This is a genomic window from Paraburkholderia sp. RL17-380-BIE-A (assembly GCF_046028085.1).
Lineage (GTDB): Bacteria > Pseudomonadota > Gammaproteobacteria > Burkholderiales > Burkholderiaceae > Paraburkholderia.
The window spans coordinates 158,630-181,809 of the sequence record NZ_JARESQ010000011.1; the positions used below are offsets into that span (position 1 = coordinate 158,630).

Consider the following 23,180-nt stretch of genomic DNA (forward strand, 5'->3'; position numbering starts at 1 on the left):
ATGAAGCTCGCGATCATGCAGCCCTACCTGCTGCCGTATATCGGGTATTTTCAGCTGGCAGCGGCTGTCGACAAGTTCGTCTTTTACGACGACGTGAACTTCATCAAGAACGGCTGGATCAACCGCAACCGCATGCTGCAGGGCGACCAGGTGCGTTATCTCACCGTGCCGCTCAGCGGCGCGAGCCCTATGCTGAAGATCAACGAGGTGCTGGTCGAGCCGCGCGAGCGCTGGCTACGCAAGCTGCTCGAATCGATTCGGCATGCTTATGCCAAAGCGCCTCACTACCCGCAGGTGAGCGCGCTGATCGGACGGATTCTGGCGGAGCCGCTTGCGCCGGTTTCGCTGCTCGCCTCGCACACTGTGATGGAAATCTGCAAATACCTCGAGATCGATACCGAGTTCGTCCCGTCGTCGACGAAATACGGCAATGCGCAACTCAAAGGTACTGAGCGGGTCCTGGACATCTGCGCGCGAGAGCAGGCGGCTACCTATGTGAACCTGCCGGGCGGTCGAGCGCTTTACGATAGCAACGCATTTTCGGCACGCGGCGTGGAGCTTGCCTTCATCGAGCCGAACCTGAGCCCGTACGCACAGTTCGACGACGCGTTTCACCCGGCCTTATCCATTCTCGACGTCCTGATGTTCAATAGCAAAAACAGCGTGAGAGATATGCTGTGCGTCGAGGTGAACGCATGACGGCTCGCGAATCGCGTGCAATCGGCGGCTATTTCGAACTCGAACTGGCGCGAGTCGACGCGCCGCTTCACGGCAACGCACTGCGCTTTCAGTCGTCGCGCGCCGCGTTTCTTGCGCTGCTTCGCGCGGGGCAACCGACTGCCGTCTGGGTGCCCTGGTACGTCTGCGATGCGATGATCGAACCGCTGCGCATGACCGGCACGCCGGTCAAACGCTATCGGCTCGATGCCGACTTGCGCGTGCAGTCTGCCGACCTCGCGCACGGCGAGTGGCTCGTCTACGTCAACTACTTCGGACTGTGCGCTCGCCAGGTCGACGACGTGCTCAGCCGGTTTCCGCGCGAACGCGTGCTGATCGACAATGCGCAGGCGTTGTTCGCGCGGCCCGCCGATTGTCTCGCCACACTGTATTCACCGCGAAAATTTCTCGGCGTGCCGGACGGCGGCTATCTCGTCACGCAGCAGCCGGTCGACATACCGGCAGCGTTTGACGAAGGCTCGTTGCTGCGCTGTGGGCATCTGCTGACCCGGCTCGCGAAAGATGCGGAAGCAGGTTACGCCGACTACGCGTTGGCCGAAGAAAGTCTGAAGCAACAAGAGCCGTTGCGGATGTCGACATTGACCGAGCGGTTACTCGCCAGCATCGACTACGACAGTGTGAGAGCACGGCGAGTCGAAAATTTCGCCTTCCTGCACGAGAAGCTGCAGCGCTACAACCGCTTCACGTTTCGTTACGACGAACAGACGGTGCCGCTCTGCTATCCGTTGTTCGACGCGCCCACCGGCGCACGCGAAGCGCTTCGTGCGCAGCGCATCTATACACCCACCTACTGGCCGGACGTGGCGGACGCCAAAGGCGCGCCGGACTTCGAACGCGATCTCCCGGGTTCGACGCTTTGCGTGCCGTGCGATCAGCGCCTCACACGCGACGACCTCGAGCCGATCGTGCAACACTTACTGGACCGGCTCGCATGAGCGACAACACGATATTCCTGCGCGAAATCGAGCGCGGCGATCTGCCGACGATCAATGCATGGCGCGCCGACAAGGCATTGGTCAGCCTGCTGGGTGGCGCCTTCCGCTATGTGGGCGCCGAGATCGACAACAAATGGTTCGATAGTTACCTCGGTTCCCGCGCGGGCAACGTGCGTCTAGCCGTATGTCTCGCCTCGACCCAGGCCGTGGTGGGCGTGACATACCTGCTGGGCATCGACTGGGTGAACCGCAGCGCGGAGTTCTCGATTCAGATCGGCGCGGAAACGGCACGCGGCCGGGGCATCGGCGAGGCCGCGACACGTCAGACGCTCGACCACGCGTTCGGCGACCTCAATCTCAACCGCATTTCGTTGACCGTGCTCGCATCCAATGCGCGCGCCATCGCGCTTTACGAGAAAGTGGGCTTTCGTGCCGAAGGTCTGCTGCGCCAGGCCGCCTTCAAAGGCGGCCGCTATCTCGACGTCATTCCGATGGCCATCCTGGCTGACGATCGGCGCTGAGCCCTTCCCTTTTGCCGTTGTCTTGCTCCACCCATGAACACGATTGACGCTCACCACCACACCGCACTTGCAACGGCAGGCTGGACCGTGCTTCCCCGCCTGATACGCAGCGAATTGCTCGATTCGCTGGTCCAGGCGCTGGGCCCTTCGCTCGCGCTGCGCGACGCAATCCGACGACGCAACGGCGTGCTGGAAAACAGCGCCGGCACCTTGCATCATCTGTTGATGGATGACCCGTGCTACGTCGAATTGCTCGCGGAACTCTCGGCGCTGGATCCGGTTTTCAAAGGATACTTTGAAGGCAACTTCATCCTGAATTCGTACGGCGGCGTGATCAACGAACGCGACTCGCGCTCGTATGTGCAGAACGTGCATCGCGACATTCGCTTCGGCTCGGACACGCGGCGCTTCATGCTGAACGCGTTGGTGATGCTCGACGATTTCACGCTCGAGAACGGCGCAACGCATGTTCTCTCGCACTCGCAAAACATCCAGCAGCAGCCTACCGACGAGCATTTCTACGCTCAGGCCGCGCGTGCGACCGGCGAGCGCGGCTCGGTTCTGCTGTTCGATTCGCGCATGTGGCATGCCACCGGACGCAATACCACCGACGCGCCGCGGCGTGCGCTGACACTGACTTTCACCAGCCCATTCTTCAAGCCACAGCTCGATTACGCGCGGCTGTTCGGCTACCGCAACCTCGACCGCTGCAATGCATGGATGCGCCAGGTGCTCGGCTTCAACGCCCGGGTGCCGGAGTCGCTCGATGAGTTTTACGTGCCGGTGGAGCAGCGGTTCTATCAACGCGGACAGGATTGACGACATGAGCAGAGACTACAACGCGGAAGCAAAAGATCATCCGGAACATCGCTACGCTTACGACTTCGACTACCTGATGCATGAGTACATGCTTCGGACATTCGAGCCGTTCCTCGCCGGCGATAACGCGCTCGAACTGGGATGCTTCGAAGGCAACTTCACGCGCCTTCTGACGAAGCGCTTCGATTCAGTGGAAGTGGTCGAAGCATCGGCGGACTGTATCGCCGTTGCGTCGGATAAGACCCAAGGCGCCGCCAGCTTCCATCACTCGACGTTCGAGACTTTCGAACCGTCGCGACGCTATGACAATATTTTCCTCATCCATACGCTCGAACACCTCGATCATCCGGTTGAAGTGCTGAGGCGGATTGGTGGCTGGTTATCCGAGGGTGGCCGGCTGTTCGTGGCCGCGCCGAATGCGCGCGCCGGCTCCCGGCAGATCGCGGTCAACATGGGACTGATCGACCATCACGCCGCCGTGACGCCGGCGGAAGCCGCACATGGACACCGGGTAACCTATTCGATCGATACGCTGCGGGCCGATCTGCGTGCGGCGAACCTGCGCCCGGTGACTGAAGGCGGCGTGTTTTTCAAGGGTCTCGCCAACTTCCAGATCGATGCGGCATTGCAGGCCGGCATTATCTCCCGAGCGTATCTGGACGGCTGTTTCGAGTTGGGCCGCGTTTATCCTGATTTGTGCTCGAGCGTGTACGCAATATGCCAGCGCGAGATGGGGCGCTGATCGGGACGCTCGGCCCAGTTTGCGTCTGCCTGAGCGGGCTGCCCGATCTTCGGCGGTGCTGCTGCCGCGCTGCCGCCGGCCGCCACAACCGCGCTCTTGGCGATAGATGTTACGGCGGAGACAGACGCACCGCGGCCCCTGGCGACCACACAGTCTTTCCTTGCCATTCAAGCAAGCGACGGGCGCAACGCTTCCGGCAACTCACGTCTGACGCTCGACTCACCGCGCGCGTCACTGAAAAGTCGCGTTGACCGACAGTTGTACCGCATTGCCCTTCGGCCGGTTGCTCGTGTTGAACTCATTGACCCACCGCAGGGCCGCCGACACGGGGGTTTTCTGGATCTTGCCCGACCACGTGACCATCGGCCCGAGGCCGACGGAATGCCCCTGGCTGCCGCCGACGAGGTCTGCGATACCGCCGCTGTCATTGCCGATCTGCTGAATGTAGCCGCCCACCACGCCGACGCCCCAGCCATTGCTGAAGCGCTTGAGCGCAAGTAGATCGAGCACGCTGACCGGCGCGTTGTGATAGTGGGTGTCGTTATTGGGTGTGTAGAACTCGAGACCATAGTTCAACGACAATTCGATGTTCTCTTTCGGAAGCAGCTTCGTATAGGCGATCGTCGGCGTGAAGGTCCACGTGTTCTGCCCGGCATTGGCCAGCCGGTTGGGGTTGTATGCGCCAGTCGGCGCATAGATCTGCACGCTCAGCGCGACATGGTCTGTCTTCGTTAAGTGATAACCGGCGATGACCGGCGTGAAGAAGAAATCGGCGAATTGCGTGCCGTGGTCGTTCGGCAAGCGGCCATGGAACGACGAGATGTCGGTGTACTGGACCGGCACGCCGAACGAGGACGCGAAGTTCCAGCCACCCACGGTGATACCCCACGTCTTGACCGCAGCGAGGATGGTGTACTCGGCCGTCGCGTTGACGCCGGCCGTGACCTGCCCGGCGATCGGAATCGATTTGCTCGCGCCTAGCGACCCTTCGTAATAGATCGTGGCGGCGGACACGATCCAGTCGTTGGTGGGCGGCACGACACCGCCGTACGGCGTCACCTGCATGCCGGTAATGGGCCGGCCTATACCGCCTTCAGTCGCCCACGCCGTTTGGCAGAGACTCACACCGGCAGTGGTCAGAAGCGCGCCTTTGCACAGCCGGGTGACGAGCTGCCTCGTCGCGAAGAAACGGTTAGGTTGACTCATGATCGTCCTCATCAAATAGAAGTTCGGCATTCTCACTCCAGCCGAACCGCATCCGCACCGTCTGCGTCGCCAAGCCGCACGCGCGCGGGTGCGACCTTGTGTCGGCCTTGTGTCGGCCTTCGCACGCGATTGACGGCGGCGTCCAGTTTTCATCGAGCATGGCTTGCCGCGACCCGTAGGCGCGCAAGTACAGGGAGAACTTCGCAACAGCCGGCACCGGCGACGCATTGGCGAAACTGTCTTCGCGGGCCTCGCGTCTCGCACGTGGAGCGAGAGCAGGCCGTTTGCGTTGAAATTCGAGTTTTTGATCGGCTTGCCGGGGCGCGTAGCGGTTATGTGCGTTGAGTGAAGAAAAGTAATGCCAGTTGTATAACGTCAGCGACCGGGTGCCTTTCTCAGACGGCGGCCGATCTCCATGGAAGCTCGCAGTGTAGCGCCCGCCGCCGTCGCGAAATGGGCCCGATGCGTCGGTGTCCGAATAAAAACAGTTTGTCTTTCTCACGCTGTTGACAAAGCTGTTCGACTTCTCTATCAGCGTTTGGATACGCTGGTCGATGTCAAAGACAGCGCCGCTCCTGATCGTACGGCGATTCCCCGGCAAGACATCGCTTAGACCGTCAAGGTTCGTCTTCTTACGTTCGCTCGAATCGGCCCGCATGCCGACCGGCGAGAACACGGACACGAACGCGCATACCGTATCCTCCCCAAACACGCACCTATAACCCATTATCGGGCCTCGTCTATGGGCGCTCTTATCGCCGAGCGCCTGCCTTTGCCTACGCGAAACCGTTTCAGAGGCGTGGTGGCTTTCGCGTGTCCGATTTAAATCGAATTCATTATTTCGCGCGTGTTCATGCGGCCGAGAAATCGGCAAGCAGATGCCAATCCACGCGGATAAAGCATGCTATGTCACTCGAACAATTGGGAATGGCAGTGCGACGGAATACAGGGCTTGCATGAGCGCTCCTTGAAAACGAGAAACGCCGCATCAAACGAAGCATGCGGAAAGTGGACGAATCACCACGCTGGCATCGTTGGCAATACTAGCAACGTTTCCGGCAATTTCAGAGATAAATTTGTAACGCAGCCGAAGGGCTAGGCGAAGCGGGGAGTCGTCCGGCTTGCTGATTTATTCAATGGATATTCGTACGGGAGGAGCGGGCTCCGCTGTCCCGCCGAAAAAATCTCGCAAGGGCTGCAATAAGCGCCTTAGCCCATTAGACTGGCGCTCGCTCCAGATTCGACCCACCGTTTTCGATGAGGCTTTCATGATTCGCTCGCTGCACCGGTACTGCATTGCCTTCACCGTCGTACTTCTCTCCGCTTGCTCCGTCACGCCGCGCCAGGATAACGGCGAATCGCAGGCCGGCGCAGCGACGGCCGCGACGTTGGCATCATGGAACGACACCAGGGCCAAGCGCTCGATCGTCGATTTCGTCACGCTCGTGACGACACCGGAGTCCAAGGACTTCATCCCGCGCGCCGACCGTATTGCCGTGTTCGATAACGACGGCACACTGTGGCCCGAGCAGCCGGCCTCCGTGCAACTGGTGTTCGCGCTACAACGTGTGAAGACGGTGGCCGGACGGCATCCGGAGTGGAAGCGCCAGGAACCGTTCCGCTCGATCCTCAAAGGCAATCTCAAGAATGTGGCGGCAAGCGGCGACGCCGGCTCGATGCGGCTACTGGCCACGGCGCACGCAGGCATGACGAGCGAGCAGTTCGCCGCGCTCGTGCACGAATGGTTCGATTCATCGAGCGACCCGCGCTTCAACCGTCCTTATGCCGATCTCGCGTATCAGCCCATGCTCGAATTGCTTGCCTATCTGCGCGCGAACGGCTTCAAAACTTATCTGGTGACGGGCGGCGATGTCGAGTTCGTCCGCGAGGTGGCTCAGCGCATGTATGGCATTCCGCCGGAGCAGGTGATCGGCAGCACCGTCAAATACCGGTACAGCCAGACCAACGGCGCAATTTCGCTGACGCGCCTCGCGCAAGTCGACACGCTGGTCGACGGCGCGGCCAAACCGCTTGCCATCGATCGCGTGATCGGCCGACGTCCGGTGATCGCGTTCGGTAACGCGGATGGCGACGCGCCGATGCTCGAATGGACTTCGGCAGGTGACGGCCCGCGCCTTGCCGCGCTCGTGCATCACACGGATGCGGAACGCGAATACCAGTATGACCGCACGTCGAAGAGTGGCAAGCTCGACAAGGGTCTCGACGAGGCCGGCGCAAAGGGCTGGCTCGTCGTCGACATGAAAGACGACTGGAACACCGTGTTCAGGCCCGCCAGCGCAACGGCATCAGCAGCAGCGGGCGCGCCGGCCCATTGAGCCTGAAGCGAGAAAAGCCGCCGGTGCGCGGCCTTTCCCGATTGCTTCACCTGCCGCTCGTTGACGCATTGAGCCGCGCGGCTAGCGCGTCAGCGTAATGGCCAGATAGGTGACGTACAGCACCCCGCAAACCAGCAACGCCCACACCGGCACGCCGCGCTCGCGCACATTGATGCGCAGCCATGCCGCCGCGGCGAGCGTGATCACGATGCCGGTCACCACTTCGATGCGCGGCGTCCATGGTGTCAGCAGAATGCCGATCGCGGGCAGCAAGGTGCCCTGGAACACCATTGCACCGGTGATATTGCCGAACGCCAGCGTGTCTTTGCCGCGGCGAATCCACAAAATGCTGTTGACCTTCTCAGGCAGTTCGGTAGCGATCGGAATGATCAGCAGCGAGAGCAGCAGCGGCGACACGCCGAGCGCCTGCGAGACGCCGCGCACCCCGTGGATGAAGCCCTCCGCGCCCCACACCAGCAACGCGACGGCCAGCGCCAGCTGCACCACGATCGTGGCCATGTTGGTCGGCACGCCGAGGCGCGAGATCAGCATCTTGCCCGGCGCTTCGGTGCCGTGACCGGCATCGACCAGATCATTCGACGCGCGGAAGGTCATCACCACATAGGTGACATACACGCCGACCAGCGCCACGCTGAAGAGCGCGCGCACGAGCATCCGTTCGTGCGGCACGTACATCGCCGCGGCGGCCAGCACGAACGCGCATAGGAAATAGTTGAGGTCGCGCGTGAAGCCCGAGCGCTCCGGCGCGACCCAGCCGCTAGCGCCGCGCGAGCCGAGGATCGCGAGCGTCATCAGAAAAGTGGAGAGGGTGGAAAGCATTAGCGGCGCGCCGAGAATTGCGCCGACGCCGATCTCCTGATTGACCGCACTATCGGTCGTGCCGCCGGCGATCGCCAGCAACGGCACGAGAGTCTCGGGCAGAGCGGTGCCGACGGCGGCGAACAGCGAACCTGTCACGCCTTCGGAAATCTTGAGACGTTCGCCCAGGTGCTCGAGCGCGTTAGTGAAGAGTTCGGCCGCTAGCAGAATGACGACCAGCATGACGGCGAGTTCGAGCAGGAGACTGGTCATGCGCGTTTCCCTTCAAGCATGGAGAGGCAGCGGCGCGGCGGACGGCCAAGCGGGAAGACTGGCAGGGCAAAACGAGGTATCACGGGACAACTCCGCGGTCGGACGTAGATGACAAACCAATGACGCACCGCCACCCGTCCGACCAGAACGAGGCAGTACGTCAATGGTCTCGCCAAACCGACCCGGTCGAACGCGCCATGACCGAAAGGCCAAGTATGTTGACGCGCTCTCCTTCAATGGATGAAGGAAGGCTACTCCCCAGTGACCGGGGGATTCTAACGGCAGGGGACGCTTTCAACAACCTTGTTGCAGCGAGAGGCAGCCGGGGTGGCGCGGCACATCAGGAACTTCGCTCGGTTTGGTGCGGCCTCGCAGCAAGAGCGCCGGAAATGCGATGCTCGATGAATTTCCCGCCCGGCCGCGAGCCGAACCGGTCAATTGAAGTGATACTGCAGTCCGATTATGAAACTGTTATTGGTTCTTTTGGTGCCGTCGCAATTGCCGGTGTCGGTTGTCCATTCACCTACCGCGCTTACGTGCTTGGCAAATCTATATTCGACGCCCAAACCCCAATGGAAGCGTGTGTCCGGATCGTCGCCAGTAAACCCAATGCGGACATAAGGCAGAATCTGGTTGAACGGCATGCCGAATTTCGCATCGATTCCGGCGTCTTTATAGGTTGTCGAGCCGTGATGTAAATCAGCAAAAGCCTCGGCGCCCACTATGAACCGTTCGACGTCGAAGTTATATCCAGCCGTGAAACCCGGAAAAACCGTAGTGTGCGATGGCTTGTTGATGACGCCGGAAGCATCGGAATTATTCACACCCACCTTGAAGCCCAGATAGGGACCGGCAAATTGGCTTGCCACCGTGACAGGCGCAACCGATTGCGCGTGCACGAGATTGGATAGCATCGTGATCGATGCGATTAAAATCAACCGGGCTATTTTGTACATGACCTGCAAAATAAAACAATGGGCGCGCGGATGGCTTCGCAATGCCTTTATTAATTAGGGAAGCGATTGTTGAATTACCGCTTATGGAATATCCACGCGTTATACGATTTGGATGGTCAACGCATGCTAATTAAACGGATAGGCTGGGGCAATTGGAAATTTCAGAAGGCAGACGTTTATATGTCTGAATCTGAATTGATGAACAGAAAGCTACAGAGATCTTGGGATAATTCTGTCGACGCGGACGGATCGTGGCGGCAGGCAGTGAGCGTATGTGCGGCTTATGTGCGGCTTATGTGCGAGATTGCGGCGCCCAGAGGACATCGCAAGACGATGGAAAAACAAAAGGGCTTGGCGCACACAGCGCAAGCCCTTGATCGAGATCGACTCTTTATGGTGCGCCCGGCTGGGATCGAACCAGCAACCCCTGCCTTCGGAGGGCAGTACTCTATCCATTGAGCTACGGGCGCTTCACCACGAAAGCGCGGCAACCGGAATGGATGCGACGCCAAAGCGAGACCGAAAGGATACCCGGTTTCAGCCATACCGTCCACCGGAGGGCCTGAATGGCGGCACCCGGCGCCTTCCGGCCGACCCTCGCGATGCGGGTAAACGCCTGCTGAACAGCTCGCCGCGCCCCTCGCCGCCGTCGAAATCTTGCGTCTATAATCGTCCGTGGCTGATTTGAGAACAAGAAGTTGCCGTCACGCTGTACCGCTCACATACCCACGGAGACGAGACAAGCATGAGCGAAGCACCACACGGAGCCCCGATCAAAACCCCCGGGCAGCTCGTCGCTGCGATCATTGCCAGTTTTGCGGTACCGATCGTCATCATCGTGCTGCTGGCCGTCTACGTCGATAACTCGACGCGCACCGGCGCCGGCACCGACTCTCTCTCCGAAGCCGAGGTCACCGCCCGCATCAAGCCATTCGCCCAGGTCGACATTCGCGACGCCAATGCGCCGCGCGTCTACAAGACCGGCGAAGAAGTCTACAAAGCCGTTTGCTCCGCTTGCCACGCATCGGGTGCGGCGGGCGCGCCGAAATTCACCAATACCGCCGACTGGGCGCCGCGCATCGCGCAGGGCTTCGACACGCTGCTGCACACGGCGCTCGCCGGCAAAGGCGCAATGCCGCCGCGCGGCGGCACCAGCCCGGACGACTACAGCGACTTCGAAATCGCACGCGCTGTCACCTATATGGCGAACAACTCCGGCGCGAGCTTCCCTGAACCGGCTCAGCCGGCGGCAGGCGCCGCGGCGGCATCCGGTGCAGCAGCAGCAGCAGCCGCGGCTCCGGCCGGCGCTTCTGACGCAGGCGCGGCCCAAGCCGCCGCGGCCATGGCCGCGATGGCCAGCGTGCCGCAAGCGGCCGCACCGGCGGCCGGCGGCACGCAAAGCGCGGATGCCTCGCAAGCCGGCAAGGCGCTGTATCAGCAAGTCTGTCAGGCCTGTCACGCGGCAGGCGTACTGAACGCACCGAAGTACGGCGACAAGGACGCCTGGGCGCCACGTCTGAAAGAACCCATGGACACGGTCTATAACTACGCGCTGCACGGCAAGGGCGCGATGCCCGCGAAAGGCGGCTCGAATGCCTCGGACGCGGACGTGAAGGCCGCCGTCGACTACATGGTCAGCGCGGTGAAGTAAGACGAACGACGGCGTCTGCCAGGTCGTAAAAAATCCCTGCCCGCGGTGACGCGGTGCAGGGATTTTTTTATCGGCCATCGCTGAAGCGCGCTACCCAGGTGCCCGATTTCGACACTCACTCACGCGCGCTGAACGCGCGTCTCTTGCCTCGGTATTCGCGACACTCGCTCAAGGCTTCTGCAACAGCGCCTTCAAACTGGCAAGCCGGTCTTTCGGCGACATCGGCGCTTCTTCGGGCGTCGGCGGGGGAGCGTCGTCGAGCAGCATTTCGGGAATGAAGCGCGACGGCTCGCACACCACCGTTTCTCGCGCGCGCTTGCGCTTCTTGCACCAGTTCAGATGCAAACTGCGCTGCGCACGCGTGATCGCGACGTACATCAGCCGGCGCTCTTCTTCGATGCGCGCGTCGTCGATCGGCTCGTCGTCGGGACCGCCGCGATGCGGCATGATGCCTTCTTCGACACCGACCAGAAACACGTGCGGATACTCCAGGCCCTTCGACGCATGCACCGTTGAGAGCCGCACCGCGTCGGGATCTTCCTCGCGGCCTTCGAGCATCGACATGAGCGCGACGGTCTGGATCAGACCGAGCAGATTCTTGCCGGTGTCGCCGAGACCGTCGGCGGTGTCGTAACCGGTGGCTTCGTCGGCAGCGGCGCCCGTCGGCTCAGCCTTGGTGCCTTTGCGCTTCAGCCACTCCATGAACTCAAGCACGTTCTGCCACTTGGACTGCGCCTGACGTTCGTCGAACGCGTCGTACAGATAGGCTTCGTAGTGGATGGCGTCCATCAGTTCGTCGAGCAGCGTGCCGGCGGCGTCTTTCTCGGCGCGGTCGGTGAGGCGCTGCATGAAGTCGCAGAACACGCGCATCGGTTCGATCTGCCGCGGCGACAGACGCGCCTCGATGCCGCCCATGTACACCGCTTCGAACAGCGACACCTTGGCCTGTCCCGCGAATGAGCCGAGCGCCTCGAGCGTGGTATTGCCGACGCCGCGGCGCGGCGTGGTGATCGCGCGGATGAACGCGGGGTCGTCGTTCGCGTTGGCGATCAGACGCAGATAGGCGCAGATGTCCTTGATCTCGGCCTTGTCGAAGAACGATTGGCCGCCGGACAGCACATACGGAATCCGCTCACGCCGCAACACCTGTTCGAAGATGCGCGCCTGGAAATTGCCGCGATACAGGATCGCGTAGTCGCGGAAATTCGCGCGGCGCTCGAACTTGTGCGCCGACAGGCGAAACACCACGGACTCGGCCTCGTGTTCTTCGTCGTTGCACGGCGTGACGGTGATCGTGTCGCCCATGCCGTGTTCGGACCACAGCTTCTTTTCGAACAGCTTTGGATTGTTCGCGATCACGTTGTTCGCGGCCGTCAGAATGCGCACCGTCGAGCGATAGTTCTGCTCCAGCTTGATCAGATGCAGCTTCGGAAAATCCTTGCTGAGCTGCCCGAGGTTTTCGAGCGTCGCGCCGCGCCAGCCGTAGATAGCCTGATCGTCGTCGCCGACCGCCGTGAACGCCGCGCGCTTGCCGGCCAGCAGTTTCACCAGTTCGTACTGACAGGCGTTGGTGTCCTGATATTCGTCGATCAGCAGATAGCGCAGCTTGTTCTGCCAGCGGTCGCGCACCTGTTCGTTCTTCTCGAACAGTTCGGCGGGCAGGCGGATCAGATCGTCGAAATCCACTGCCTGATAGGCATGCAGCGTCGCCACGTAATTGCGGTAGACAATCGCGGCCTGATGCTCGTCCTCGTTCGCGGCAATGGCAATCGCCTGCTCGGGCATGATCATGCCGTTCTTCCACAGCGAGATGATCGACTGGATCTTGCGGATGAAACCCTTGTCCGTCGAGCCGACCTGTTCCTGGATCATGCCGAAGCAGTCGTCCGAATCCATGATCGAGAACTGCGGCTTCAGGCCGACGTGTTCCGCTTCCTGCCGCAGAATCTGCACGCCGAGCGAGTGGAAGGTGCAGACCGTCAACTGATTGACGGGCACTTTGCGGCCTTCCTTGCCGGGCGTGGTGAGCGTCTTGCCTTCGAGCAGCTTGCCCACGCGCTCGCGCATTTCCAGCGCGGCCTTGTTCGTGAACGTGACGGCGGCGATGTGGCGCGGCTCGAAGCCCTTGGCCTCGATCAGATGCGCGATTTTCTGCGTGATCACGCGCGTCTTGCCGCTGCCTGCGCCGGCGAGCACGAGACACGGACCGTCGAGATAACGGACCGCTTCATTTTGAGCGGGGTTCAGGCCTGCGGACATCGTCTGTGGATGGGTGATGCGGTTAAAGCGGCGGTTGAGGGCGCGGTGGCGAAACGCCGGCCGAAGGCCCGGGGGCATGCTGCGCGGCGCCGTGCCGGAACAGGCGCCCCGCACGGTGCGGAGGGTGTTCTGGCCCGCTTCGCAAACGCGCAAGAGGAGCGATGTTAACACGGATGTACGCAACCGATGCCCGCGCCCCATGACGGCCGCCAGTACCACCACGACGCTGACGATCCACCTTCAGGACATGCCACAATTGCGGTGTTGCGCGCCGCCGCCACGGTGGCAAAGCGGCGCGCCGTTTTTGCAGGAAGACACGCATGTCCGCATCGCTGAAGATTGGATTGATGGGTTACGGTTTCGCCGGCGCGACCTTTCACGCGCCGGTAATCGCGCACTGCGGCCGCGCGAGCGTTGCGGCCATCGCCACGAGCCAGCCCGAGCGCGCGCTCGCCGACTATCCGCACACGAAGGTGGTGGCCGACCTCGACGCGCTGCTCGCGCTCGACGACATCGACTGCGTCGTGATCGCCACGCCGAACGACACGCACTTCGAACTGGCGCGGCGCACGCTGGAAGCGGGCAAACACGTGGTGGTCGACAAGCCGGTCACGCTGAATGCCGCCGACGCCCGCACGCTGGCCAACATCGCACTCGCCCGCTGCAAGCTCTTCATGCCGTTTCACAACCGTCGCTGGGACGGTGATTTTCTGACCGTGCGCGACCTGCTCGCGAGCGGCGAATTGGGACGGATCACGCAATACGAATCGCATTTCGACCGTTTCCGGCCGGAGGTGCGACAGCGTTGGCGTGAAGAAGCGTCGCGAGGCGGCGGTCTGCTGCTGGACCTGGGGCCGCATCTGGTCGACCAGGCGTTGGCCCTGTTCGGCACGCCGCAGAGCGTGTCGGCCACCGTGCGCACGCATCGCGACAATGCCAGCGCGCCTGACTACGTGCATATCCAGCTCGGCTACGGTGAGTTCGAAGTGGTGTTGCATGCCAGCGCGTTGACCGCGCTGGTCGCGCCGCGCTTCTCGATTCACGGCACGCGCGGCAGCTATGTGAAAACCGGGCTCGACACGCAGGAAGATCAATTGAAAGCCGGCCTGCGGCCCGGCGACGAAGGCTTCGGCGCGGGCAATGCGGCCGGGTTGCTGCGCGTGCTGGAAGGCGATCAGGAAGTCGAGCGCGAGCTGCCGACGCGTAATGGAGATTACGTTGGCTTCTATATCGCCGTGGCCGACGCCATCCAGAACGGCGTGAAGTTCCCGGTCAGCGCTCAGGACGCTGTGGACGTAATGACAATTATCGAACTCGCCGCCCGGAGTTCGGAAGAAGGCGTCCGGCTGCCGTTCGAGCGCGTTCGCTGAACTGTTTGCCCGCGCGTCGAAACGCCTTGTGTACCTAAAATGGCACTTGCCGCCTCCCGCGCGGGCCACGATCCTGACGGACCCGAAAGGAACATAACGTTACAAATAAGAACGCGCCGCCGGTCAGCGCGCTCCGGCAGTCAGCCGTTGCTACCCAAGTAGCAAGACAAAACGACTATGACTTCCGGAGAGTTCATGCCCCGTACTATCCGCGCGCTCGCCGCGTGCGCCCTGCTCAGTTCGCTCGCCGCCTGTGTGGTGACGCCTCAACCCGCGCCGGCACCGCGCCCCAACCCGCAGCAGATCGCGGATCAGCGCCTGCGGCAGGTCGACGGCCGCATCGAGAATCTCAGCCGCCGTATCGACAATCGCGTGAATCAGGGCTATTACCCTCCTCCGCAAGGCGGCGCGCTGCACCATCGTCTCGATGTGATCCGTCAGGAAGCGCATGACATGGCCGCGCAACACGGCGGTGGCCTGTCCAGCGACGAACAGCGCGTGCTGAATCAGGAACTGGACAACGCGGCACACGCCATCGGCGAATAATCGCGCGCTCAGGCGCCGAAGCAGTGCAAGCGCGGGCATCGCGTCCCGCGCTTTTTTGGCGAGGACAAGACGCCGCGTCAACCGCCGTGCCGCTCGCGGGCCTAGATTTGACAAGCCCCCGGCCCTCGCGTACATTCGCCGCACGCGTCGGGAGAGCGCGCTGGCCGCAGGAAACCGCAGGCCGCGCCGCCGAAGGGGCACACCCGCAAACTCTCAGGCAAAAGGACCGACCGCGTCGAAGAACCCGCGTTGAATCAAGCTCAGCGCACAGGTTTTTCGCACTCTGGAGAGCGGCAGTAGCCGTCTGCGTCGTTATAAATCGAGCGGATCTGGCAGGCTGCCCACCGAAGGGGCGCGCGTTTCACCGTGACGAATTCACATTCTCACGGCAACGCAATCTCTCAGGTATCGAGGACAGAGGGGCCATGCAACGCATCGCTCGCAGCTAAAAGGCCGCGAGGCGTAGCGCCGCATGGCCTTTTTTGTTTCGCGAGATGCCCGAGGCCCCATGACCGAACTCAAACACACCCCGCTCAACGCCACCCATCGTGCGCTCAATGCCCGCATGGTCGATTTTGGCGGCTGGGACATGCCCGTCAACTACGGCTCGCAAATCGACGAACACCGCGCCGTGCGTACCGACGCCGGCATGTTCGACGTCTCGCACATGTGCGTCGTCGATTTCACCGGCGAGCGCGTGCGCGCCTTCTTCGAATATGCGCTGGCCAATAACGTCGCCAAGCTGCAAACGCCCGGCCGCGCGCTGTACTCCTGTCTGCTGAACCCGAACGGCGGCGTGATCGACGACCTGATCGTCTATTACTTCGGCGAAGATCACTTCCGCGTGGTCGTTAACGCCGGCACCGCCGACAAAGACATCGCCTGGTTCGGCCAGCTCAACGCCGAAGGCAGCTTCGGCCTGACCATCACGCCGCGCCGCGACTACGCGATCGTCGCCGTGCAAGGCCCGAATGCTCGCGAGAAAGTCTGGCAAACCGTGCCGGCCGCGCGCGCCGCCACCGAAGCGCTGAAGCCGTTCAACGCCGCCCGCATCGAAGACACGCCGTTCGGCGAATTGACCGTAGCCCGCACGGGCTATACCGGCGAAGACGGCTTCGAAATCATCGTTCCCGCAGATCACGTCGAAGCGCTGTGGAACGCGCTGCAGGCGCAAGGCGTGCGCCCGGCCGGACTCGGTGCGCGCGACACGCTGCGCCTCGAAGCCGGCATGAATCTGTACGGCCAGGACATGGACGACAACGTCTCGCCGCTCGACGCCGGCCTCGCCTGGACGGTCGACCTCAGCTCGCCGCGCGACTTCGTCGGCAAGGGCAAGCTGGAAGCGGACGGATCGCAGGCCGCGTTCGTCGGCCTGATCCTGCTGAAGGACAACGGCAAGGCAGCAGGCGTGCTGCGTGCTCATCAGAAAGTCGTCACGCCGCAAGGCGAAGGCGAAATCACCAGCGGCACGTTTTCCCCGACCATGCAGGAATCGATCGCCTTTGCGCGCGTGCCGAAAGGCGTGCAGCCGGGCGACACCGTTCACGTTCAAATTCGTGACAAGAACGTTCCCGCAAGCGTGGTAAAACTGCCGTTCGTGCGCAACGGCAAAGTGCTCGCGGTTTAAGCAAGCCGGCGCGTGCGCAAACCTTCACAAGAAAACGCCGGGCCGCCCCAAGTTTTCTTGTTCCCCCTCGGGGGAACCTGGCGCGAAGCGACAGGTTTGGGGGCCCTTTAAGTCATTACCGAATCACACCGCATAGGAGCATCCGATGAGCATCCCGGCCGATCTGAAATACACCGAATCGCACGAATGGGTCCGTACCGAAGCGGACGGCACGCTGACGGTCGGCATCACCGACCACGCGCAGGAAGCGCTCGGCGATATCGTCTTCTTCGAAGTCCAGGAACTGGGCAAAACCGTGACCGCCGGCGACACCGTCGCCGTGATCGAATCGGTGAAGGCCGCTTCCGATATCTACGCGCCGGTCTCGGGCGAAATCATCGAAGCGAACACGGCTGTCGCCGACACCCCGGACTCGGTCAACACCTCGCCGTACGAAAGCTGGCTCTTCAAGATCAAGCCGGCCGCGGACGCCACGCAAGACCGTCTGATCGACGCCGACGCGTACAGCAAGTCGATCGGCGCCTGATTCACCTTTACGTTTAACCCGATTGGTGCGGCGCGTCCCTCGCGCAGAGATAGCCGCACCGCCAGGAACACCCATGAAGCTCGAACACCCGGATCGTCTGATGAACCGCACTCCTCTCTCGCTCGCCGCGCTCGAAGTGCATGACGCCTTCGCCGAACGGCACATCGGCCCGGATGCGGCCGACCAGCACGCGATGCTCGAAGCCCTCGGCTTCGCGTCGCGCGCCGCGCTGATCGACGCCGTCATTCCGAAGACGATCCGCCGCACCGAAACGCTGCCGCTCGGCCCCTTCGCGCAACCGAAAAGCGAAGCCGAAGCGCTCGCCGCGCTGCGTGAACTCGCGGACAAGAACCAGGTGTTCCGCTCGTATATCGGGCAGGGCTATTACAACGCGCACACGCCGACGGTGATCCTGCGTAACGTACTGGAAAATCCGGCGTGGTACACCGCGTACACGCCGTATCAGCCGGAAATCTCGCAAGGCCGTCTGGAAGCGCTGCTGAACTTCCAGCAGATGATCGTCGACCTGACGGGTCTGGCGATCTCGAATGCGTCGTTGCTCGACGAAGCAACCGCCGCCGCTGAAGCGATGACGCTGCTGCAGCGCATCGGCAAGCCAAAGTCGAACGTGTTCTTCGTGGCCGACGACGTGCTGCCGCAAACCATCGAAGTGGTGAAGACTCGTGCCACGCCGGTCGGGATCGAAGTGAAAGTGGGCCCGGCTGCGGAGGCGGCGAACGCGAATGCGTTCGGCGTGCTGCTGCAATACCCGGGCGTGAACGGCGACGTGCGCGACTATCGCGCGCTCACCGAGGCAATCCACGCAGCCGGCGGCCACGTGGTGGTCGCCGCCGACCTGCTCGCGCTGACCGTGCTCACGCCGCCGGGCGAATGGGGCGCGGACGTGGCCGTGGGCAATACGCAGCGCTTTGGCGTGCCGGTCGGCTTCGGCGGCCCGCATGCGGCTTACCTCGCTGTGCGCGACGAATTCAAGCGTCAGATGCCGGGCCGCCTCGTCGGCGTGACCGTCGACGCACAAGGCAACCCCGCGCTGCGTCTCGCGCTGCAAACGCGCGAACAACATATCCGTCGCGAGAAAGCCACCTCGAACGTGTGTACCGCGCAAGCGCTGCTCGCGATCATGGCCAGCATGTACGCCGTCTATCACGGCCCGCACGGCCTGAAGACGATCGCGCTGCGCGTGAACCGGATCGCCGCGTTGCTGGCCGAAGGTGCGAAGCAACTCGGCTATACGCTCGTCAACGAAACGTTCTTCGACACGCTCACCTTCGAAACCGGCGCACGCACGCAAGCGCTGCACGACGCAGCGATTGCGAAGCGCATCAACCTGCGCCGCGTGAGCGATACGCAAGTCGGCCTGTCGATCGACGAAACCACGTCGCGCCGCGATCTGGCCGATCTGCTCGAAGTGTTGGCGCAAGCCGCGGGCGCGAAAGACATTCCGCAAGTCGACACGCTCGACGCAAAACTGGCCGCATCGAACACCGCATCCGTGCCGGCCGCGCTCGAACGCACCAGCGCGTACCTCACGCACCACGTGTTCAACCGTCATCATTCGGAAACGGAAATGCTGCGCTATCTGCGCAGCCTGTCCGACAAGGATCTCGCGCTCGACCGCTCGATGATCCCGCTCGGTTCGTGCACGATGAAGCTGAACGCGACTTCGGAAATGCTGCCGGTCACGTGGCCGGAATTCGGCCAGATCCATCCGTTCGCACCGGCTGAGCAAACCGTCGGCTACCGCGAAATGATCGATCAGCTCGAAGAAATGCTGGTCGCGGCCACCGGCTACGCGGCCGTATCGCTGCAACCGAACGCCGGCTCGCAAGGTGAGTACGCGGGCCTCCTGATCATCCACGCCTACCACGCCTCGCGCGGCGAAGCCCATCGCAATGTCTGCCTGATTCCCGCTTCGGCGCACGGCACCAACCCGGCGTCGGCACAGATGGCCGGCATGCAGGTAGTCGTGGTTGCCTGCGACGCGCAAGGCAACGTCGATATCGAAGACCTGAAGAAGAAGGCCGATCAGCACGCCGACAAACTCGCGGCGATCATGATCACGTACCCGTCCACGCACGGCGTGTTCGAGCAGAACGTGCGTGAAATCTGCGAGATCGTGCACGCGCACGGCGGCCAGGTCTATGTGGACGGCGCGAACATGAACGCCATGGTCGGCCTCACCGCGCCGGGCCAGTTCGGCGGCGACGTCTCGCACCTGAACCTGCACAAGACGTTCTGCATTCCGCACGGCGGCGGCGGACCGGGCGTCGGTCCGGTCGCAGTCGGCGCGCACCTCGCGCAGTTCCTGCCGAACCAGATCTCGTCGGGCTATGAACGCGCGCCGAACGGCATTGGCGCAGTGTCCGGCGCACCGTACGGCTCGGCGTCGATCCTGCCGATCTCGTGGATGTATATCGCGATGATGGGCGCGAAGAACCTCACCGCCGCGACCGAAACCGCGATCCTCAACGCGAACTACGTCGCGAAGAAACTCGCGCCGCACTATCCGGTGCTGTATTCGGGCCCGGGCGGACTGGTCGCGCACGAGTGCATTCTCGATCTGCGTCCGATCAAGGAAACCAGCGGCATCACCGTCGACGACGTCGCCAAGCGTCTCGCCGACTACGGCTTCCATGCGCCGACCATGAGCTTCCCGGTGCCGGGCACGCTGATGGTCGAGCCGACCGAATCGGAATCGAAGGAAGAACTCGACCGTTTCATCGAAGCGATGATCGCGATCCGCGAGGAAATCCGCGCGGTCGAAGATGGCCGCTCGGACCGCGAGGACAATCCGCTCAAGCACGCGCCACACACGGCGGCGGTGGTCATCGCGAATGACTGGAAGCACGCGTATGCGCGCGAAACCGCAGCGTATCCGCTGCCCACGCTGATCGCGAAGAAGTATTGGCCCCCGGTCGGGCGCGCGGACAACGTGTACGGCGACCGCAATCTGTTCTGCTCCTGCGTGCCGATCGCCGACTACGAGTAAGCGGACCGCTGCCGCGCAGCGCCCGCTGTCTCGAAAAGAGGCGGCAGGGCGCTGCGCGGTTCTCTCCTGAGTTCTCTGTCGCTCCTGGCCGCAAACGGCTAACATCACACACCGAATCAGCCTAACGAGGAGTTTCGCATGGCGCGAAAGGTGCGATCGATGCAAAGCCGGACCGAACCAGGGCGAGCCCCCACGTGGCGGCAAACCTGCACACTGTTGCTGGCAGGCGCGGCCGTGCTGCTGCCGCTGGCGCAAGCGCAGGCCGCGATGAATTTTTGTGCGGCGCCCGCGTTGCAAACCAGTGAACGCACGAACGCCGATCCGGGCGTGAAAGCGCTGGTGAGCAACGTGCAGGCTCATCTGAACGACCAGCCGCATGCGCTGGCGAAACTGCATACCGAAGGCACGCTGCCGCACGAAGGCATTTACGACCAGAGCGTCGAAGCGGAGCAGGATCTCGATCTGATGCGCGACGCCGCGCTCGCCTGGCGCGCCACCAGCGACGACCGGTATCTGAAGCTCGTCGACCGCTTGCTGTTCGCGTGGGTCACGACGTATCAACCGAGCTTCAATCCCATCGACGAAACCCGCTTCGAAGGGCTGATTCTCGCGTACGACATGACGGCGAGCGCGTTGCCGGTTAAGACGCGCAATGCGTCGATGGCGTTTCTCACGAAACTCGCGACCGGCTATATCGGGCAAATCGACGCGCAGCCGCGGCCGCTCAAAGGCACGTTCAAAAACAACTGGCAGAGCCATCGGGTCAAACTGATCGCCATGGCCGCGTTCACGCTCGATAACCGCAAGATGATCAACGCGGCCCAGCGGTTGTTCGTCGAGCATATCGGCGACAACATCGGACCGGATGGTTCGACGGTCGATTTCAGCGAGCGCGACGCGCTGCATTACGTCACCTACGATCTGCAGCCGCTCGTGACCGCCGCACTCGCCGCGCGCCGCCATAACCGCAACTGGCTGCCGGAGAAGGGCACGGACGGCGCTTCGCTGGAAGCCGCGCTGAACTGGCTCGCGCCATACGCGGCCGGCAACAAGACCCACGAAGAATTCGTGCATTCGAGCGTTCCGTTCGATGCAAAACGTCGCGAAGCCGGCTTGCCAGGCTATTCAGGTCAGTGGGACCCGAAGAACGCGACCGAACTGTTTCACCTGGCGGCACGCCTCGATGGGCGCTATACGCCGATCGCGCTACAGCTCGCACCCACGCCGCCTGCCTGGCTCGCCGTGTGTTTGCCGCTGCCGGCGCGATGAACCAACCATCTATCAGCAGGGAGCAGTAAATGGCAGTCAGCGTGTTCGATCTCTTCAAAATCGGCATTGGTCCGTCCAGTTCGCATACGGTCGGGCCGATGCGCGCGGCGCTGATGTTCGCTCAAGGGCTTGAACGCGATGGGCTGCTTGCTGCGACCGCATCGGTGAAGGCGGAGTTGTATGGCTCGCTCGGCGCGACAGGCAAGGGGCATGGCACCGATCGCGGCGTAATGCTCGGCCTGATGGGCGATGCGCCCGACACCGTGAACCCGGACACGATCGCCGAGCGGCTCGAAAACGTGCGCGTGTCCCGCAAGCTGGCGCTGCTCGGCACGCACGAGGTGCCGTTCGTGCAGAAAGATCAGATTGCGTTTTATCGCCAGGCGCTGCCCGAGCATCCGAACGGTCTCAAGCTGCGCGCTTACGATGCACTGGGTGAGACGTTGCGCGAGTCGACCTATCTGTCGGTGGGCGGCGGTTTCGTGGTGACGGCGGGTGCGCCGAACACGAAAGTGCTGAGCGCCGTCGATCAATTGCCGCACTCGTTTCGCAGCGGCAACGAGTTGCTTGCGCTGTGCGAATCGACTGGCAAAAGCATCGCTCAGTTAATGTGGGAAAACGAGCGCGTCTGGCATACGGAAGAAGAAACGCGCACCGGCCTGCTGAAGATCTGGGACGTAATGCAAGCGTGTGTCGCACGCGGTTGTGGCATCAACAACCCGGACGCCGACGGTAACTTGCCCGGCCCGTTCCAGGTGAAGCGCCGTGCGCCGCAGCTGTATCGCGCGCTGTCGGGCAATCCTGAACTGGCGCTGCGCGATCCGCTTTCCATGGTCGACTGGATCAATCTCTATGCGATCGCCGTCAACGAAGAAAACGCCGCCGGCGGACGTGTGGTCACCGCGCCGACCAACGGCGCGGCCGGCATCATCCCGGCAGTGCTGCATTACTACACGCGCTTCATGCCCGGCTCGAATCAGCAAGGCGTGATCGACTTCCTGATGACCGCGGCGGCGATCGGCATTCTGTACAAGCTGAACGCGTCGATTTCCGGCGCCGAAGTGGGTTGCCAGGGTGAAGTGGGCGTCGCCTGTTCGATGGCGGCGGGCGCACTCGCCGCGGTCATGGGCGGCACGCCCCGGCAGGTCGAGAACGCCGCGGAAATCGGCATGGAACACAACCTCGGCCTGACGTGCGATCCGGTCGGCGGCATGGTGCAGATTCCGTGTATCGAGCGCAATGCGATGGCATCGGTGAAAGCGGTCAATGCGGCGCGCATGGCGTTGCGCGGCGACGGCAGCCATTATGTGTCGCTCGATTCGGTGATCAAAACCATGCGTGAAACCGGCGCGGATATGAAGACCAAGTACAAGGAAACGTCGCGCGGCGGCCTGGCGGTGAATATCGTCGAGTGCTGAGTTCCGCGCTTCATGGCGCATGACGGCAATCACGCGGGCTCTCGGGCCCGCGTTTTCATTTGCGCGGCGCGCAATGCGCGAGCGCTACAGTTGCGCTGCGCCGTGACAGCGCAGGCGCTGGCGGCGTAAGCTGTCGAAGCGCCACATCGGCCAGCGTCC

19 protein-coding genes, 1 tRNA gene and 3 riboswitches are annotated in these 23,180 nt (G+C 62.6%); of the genes, 14 read left to right on the forward strand and 6 right to left on the reverse strand.

Going from position 1 to position 23,180, the window contains the following annotated elements; translation table 11 throughout:
* Genes P0D68_RS20125 through P0D68_RS20145 form a run of 5 tightly spaced genes read left to right on the forward strand, consistent with a single transcriptional unit; the run spans position 1 to position 3,755 of the window.
* A complete protein-coding gene (locus P0D68_RS20125) occupies positions 1-699 on the forward strand; it encodes a WbqC family protein (protein WP_408181653.1) in 699 nt (232 codons plus the stop codon).
* The gene (locus P0D68_RS20130; RefSeq protein WP_408299802.1) at positions 696-1,673 is read left to right on the forward strand and encodes a hypothetical protein; all 978 of its coding nucleotides are present in this window, start codon (positions 696-698) and stop codon (positions 1,671-1,673) included. Before P0D68_RS20125 ends, P0D68_RS20130 begins: the two co-directional genes overlap by 4 nt.
* Positions 1,670-2,194, forward strand: a complete 525-nt coding sequence (locus tag P0D68_RS20135) for a GNAT family N-acetyltransferase (RefSeq protein WP_408181658.1) — start codon at positions 1,670-1,672, stop codon at positions 2,192-2,194. The genes P0D68_RS20130 and P0D68_RS20135 overlap by 4 nt, the downstream gene beginning before the upstream one ends.
* A 33-nt stretch (positions 2,195-2,227) precedes the next feature.
* Positions 2,228-3,013: a phytanoyl-CoA dioxygenase family protein gene (locus P0D68_RS20140; protein WP_408299799.1), complete on the forward strand. Its 786-nt coding sequence runs from the start codon at positions 2,228-2,230 to the stop codon at positions 3,011-3,013.
* A gap of 4 nt (positions 3,014-3,017) precedes the next feature.
* Positions 3,018-3,755 (forward strand): class I SAM-dependent methyltransferase, encoded by a 738-nt coding sequence (locus tag P0D68_RS20145; protein WP_408299797.1) that lies wholly within the window; start codon positions 3,018-3,020, stop codon positions 3,753-3,755.
* A gap of 231 nt (positions 3,756-3,986) precedes the next feature.
* Here the strand turns inward: P0D68_RS20145 and P0D68_RS20150 are convergent, their stop codons facing one another.
* A complete protein-coding gene (locus P0D68_RS20150) occupies positions 3,987-4,961 on the reverse strand; it encodes a SphA family protein (RefSeq protein WP_408181665.1) in 975 nt (324 codons plus the stop codon).
* The gene (locus P0D68_RS20155; protein WP_408181667.1) at positions 4,948-5,643 is read right to left on the reverse strand and encodes a DUF1214 domain-containing protein; all 696 of its coding nucleotides are present in this window, start codon (positions 5,641-5,643) and stop codon (positions 4,948-4,950) included. The genes P0D68_RS20150 and P0D68_RS20155 overlap by 14 nt, the downstream gene beginning before the upstream one ends.
* 586 nt (positions 5,644-6,229) lie before the next feature.
* Here P0D68_RS20155 and P0D68_RS20160 point away from each other — a divergent pair.
* Positions 6,230-7,297, forward strand: coding sequence for an HAD family hydrolase (locus P0D68_RS20160; protein ID WP_408299795.1), 1,068 nt, complete (start codon positions 6,230-6,232; stop codon positions 7,295-7,297).
* A gap of 81 nt (positions 7,298-7,378) precedes the next feature.
* On the opposite strand, the gene P0D68_RS20165 is transcribed toward P0D68_RS20160, so the two are convergent.
* From P0D68_RS20165 to P0D68_RS20175, 3 genes are all read right to left on the reverse strand, one after another.
* Positions 7,379-8,389 (reverse strand): sodium:calcium antiporter, encoded by a 1,011-nt coding sequence (locus P0D68_RS20165; protein ID WP_091797913.1) that lies wholly within the window; start codon positions 8,387-8,389, stop codon positions 7,379-7,381.
* A 96-nt stretch (positions 8,390-8,485) separates the two neighbouring features.
* Positions 8,486-8,661, reverse strand: a riboswitch (yybP-ykoY riboswitch).
* Between the two features lie 162 nt (positions 8,662-8,823).
* Complete coding sequence (locus P0D68_RS20170; protein WP_408299793.1) at positions 8,824-9,345, reverse strand: porin family protein; 522 nt, start codon at positions 9,343-9,345, stop codon at positions 8,824-8,826.
* A gap of 394 nt (positions 9,346-9,739) precedes the next feature.
* Positions 9,740-9,815, reverse strand: a tRNA-Arg gene (locus P0D68_RS20175).
* A 275-nt stretch (positions 9,816-10,090) separates the two neighbouring features.
* Between P0D68_RS20175 and P0D68_RS20180 the strand changes: the two genes are divergently transcribed.
* The gene (locus P0D68_RS20180) at positions 10,091-10,996 is read left to right on the forward strand and encodes a c-type cytochrome (RefSeq protein ID WP_408181672.1); all 906 of its coding nucleotides are present in this window, start codon (positions 10,091-10,093) and stop codon (positions 10,994-10,996) included.
* Positions 10,997-11,164: 168 nt separating this feature from the next.
* Here P0D68_RS20180 and P0D68_RS20185 read toward each other — a convergent pair whose 3' ends face one another.
* Positions 11,165-13,255 (reverse strand): UvrD-helicase domain-containing protein, encoded by a 2,091-nt coding sequence (locus P0D68_RS20185; protein ID WP_091800949.1) that lies wholly within the window; start codon positions 13,253-13,255, stop codon positions 11,165-11,167.
* A 320-nt stretch (positions 13,256-13,575) separates the two neighbouring features.
* On the opposite strand from P0D68_RS20185, the gene P0D68_RS20190 reads away from it, so the two are divergent.
* The 7 genes from P0D68_RS20190 to P0D68_RS20220 all read left to right on the forward strand — a co-directional run bounded on the left by P0D68_RS20190 (position 13,576) and on the right by P0D68_RS20220 (position 23,021).
* Positions 13,576-14,625, forward strand: a complete 1,050-nt coding sequence (locus P0D68_RS20190; protein WP_091797904.1) for an oxidoreductase — start codon at positions 13,576-13,578, stop codon at positions 14,623-14,625.
* A gap of 195 nt (positions 14,626-14,820) precedes the next feature.
* On the forward strand, positions 14,821-15,171 hold the full coding sequence (locus P0D68_RS20195) for a YdgH/BhsA/McbA family protein (RefSeq protein ID WP_091797901.1): 351 nt from the start codon (positions 14,821-14,823) through the stop codon (positions 15,169-15,171).
* A 147-nt stretch (positions 15,172-15,318) separates the two neighbouring features.
* Positions 15,319-15,401: riboswitch (glycine riboswitch) on the forward strand.
* Positions 15,402-15,444: 43 nt separating this feature from the next.
* Positions 15,445-15,599, forward strand: a riboswitch (glycine riboswitch).
* Between the two features lie 80 nt (positions 15,600-15,679).
* Positions 15,680-16,798: a glycine cleavage system aminomethyltransferase GcvT gene (gene gcvT, locus P0D68_RS20200; RefSeq protein WP_408299790.1), complete on the forward strand. Its 1,119-nt coding sequence runs from the start codon at positions 15,680-15,682 to the stop codon at positions 16,796-16,798.
* Between the two features lie 145 nt (positions 16,799-16,943).
* On the forward strand, positions 16,944-17,324 hold the full coding sequence (gene gcvH, locus P0D68_RS20205; protein WP_408299788.1) for a glycine cleavage system protein GcvH: 381 nt from the start codon (positions 16,944-16,946) through the stop codon (positions 17,322-17,324).
* A gap of 73 nt (positions 17,325-17,397) precedes the next feature.
* The gene (gene gcvP, locus P0D68_RS20210; protein ID WP_408299787.1) at positions 17,398-20,334 is read left to right on the forward strand and encodes an aminomethyl-transferring glycine dehydrogenase; all 2,937 of its coding nucleotides are present in this window, start codon (positions 17,398-17,400) and stop codon (positions 20,332-20,334) included.
* 138 nt (positions 20,335-20,472) lie between these two features.
* Entirely contained in the window at positions 20,473-21,603 is a 1,131-nt protein-coding gene (locus P0D68_RS20215) for an alginate lyase family protein (RefSeq protein ID WP_408299785.1), read from the forward strand.
* A gap of 29 nt (positions 21,604-21,632) precedes the next feature.
* Complete coding sequence (locus P0D68_RS20220; RefSeq protein ID WP_408299783.1) at positions 21,633-23,021, forward strand: L-serine ammonia-lyase; 1,389 nt, start codon at positions 21,633-21,635, stop codon at positions 23,019-23,021.
* Positions 23,022-23,180: the final 159 nt, after the last annotated feature.

Excerpts from the sequence above, each read along its gene's own strand:
- P0D68_RS20125 (WP_408181653.1), top strand. The coding sequence starts at position 1 with ATGAAGCTCGCGATCATGCAGCCCTACCTGCTGCCGTATATCGGGTAT.
- P0D68_RS20130 (WP_408299802.1), top strand. The coding sequence starts at position 696 with ATGACGGCTCGCGAATCGCGTGCAATCGGCGGCTATTTCGAACTCGAA.
- P0D68_RS20135 (WP_408181658.1), top strand. The coding sequence starts at position 1,670 with ATGAGCGACAACACGATATTCCTGCGCGAAATCGAGCGCGGCGATCTG.
- P0D68_RS20140 (WP_408299799.1), top strand. The coding sequence starts at position 2,228 with ATGAACACGATTGACGCTCACCACCACACCGCACTTGCAACGGCAGGC.
- P0D68_RS20145 (WP_408299797.1), top strand. The coding sequence starts at position 3,018 with ATGAGCAGAGACTACAACGCGGAAGCAAAAGATCATCCGGAACATCGC.
- P0D68_RS20150 (WP_408181665.1), bottom strand. The coding sequence starts at position 4,961 with ATGAGTCAACCTAACCGTTTCTTCGCGACGAGGCAGCTCGTCACCCGG.
- P0D68_RS20160 (WP_408299795.1), top strand. The coding sequence starts at position 6,230 with ATGATTCGCTCGCTGCACCGGTACTGCATTGCCTTCACCGTCGTACTT.
- P0D68_RS20165 (WP_091797913.1), bottom strand. The coding sequence starts at position 8,389 with ATGACCAGTCTCCTGCTCGAACTCGCCGTCATGCTGGTCGTCATTCTG.
- P0D68_RS20170 (WP_408299793.1), bottom strand. The coding sequence starts at position 9,345 with ATGTACAAAATAGCCCGGTTGATTTTAATCGCATCGATCACGATGCTA.
- P0D68_RS20180 (WP_408181672.1), top strand. The coding sequence starts at position 10,091 with ATGAGCGAAGCACCACACGGAGCCCCGATCAAAACCCCCGGGCAGCTC.
- P0D68_RS20185 (WP_091800949.1), bottom strand. The coding sequence starts at position 13,255 with ATGTCCGCAGGCCTGAACCCCGCTCAAAATGAAGCGGTCCGTTATCTC.
- P0D68_RS20190 (WP_091797904.1), top strand. The coding sequence starts at position 13,576 with ATGTCCGCATCGCTGAAGATTGGATTGATGGGTTACGGTTTCGCCGGC.
- P0D68_RS20195 (WP_091797901.1), top strand. The coding sequence starts at position 14,821 with ATGCCCCGTACTATCCGCGCGCTCGCCGCGTGCGCCCTGCTCAGTTCG.
- gcvT (WP_408299790.1), top strand. The coding sequence starts at position 15,680 with ATGACCGAACTCAAACACACCCCGCTCAACGCCACCCATCGTGCGCTC.
- gcvH (WP_408299788.1), top strand. The coding sequence starts at position 16,944 with ATGAGCATCCCGGCCGATCTGAAATACACCGAATCGCACGAATGGGTC.
- gcvP (WP_408299787.1), top strand. The coding sequence starts at position 17,398 with ATGAAGCTCGAACACCCGGATCGTCTGATGAACCGCACTCCTCTCTCG.
- P0D68_RS20215 (WP_408299785.1), top strand. The coding sequence starts at position 20,473 with ATGGCGCGAAAGGTGCGATCGATGCAAAGCCGGACCGAACCAGGGCGA.
- P0D68_RS20220 (WP_408299783.1), top strand. The coding sequence starts at position 21,633 with ATGGCAGTCAGCGTGTTCGATCTCTTCAAAATCGGCATTGGTCCGTCC.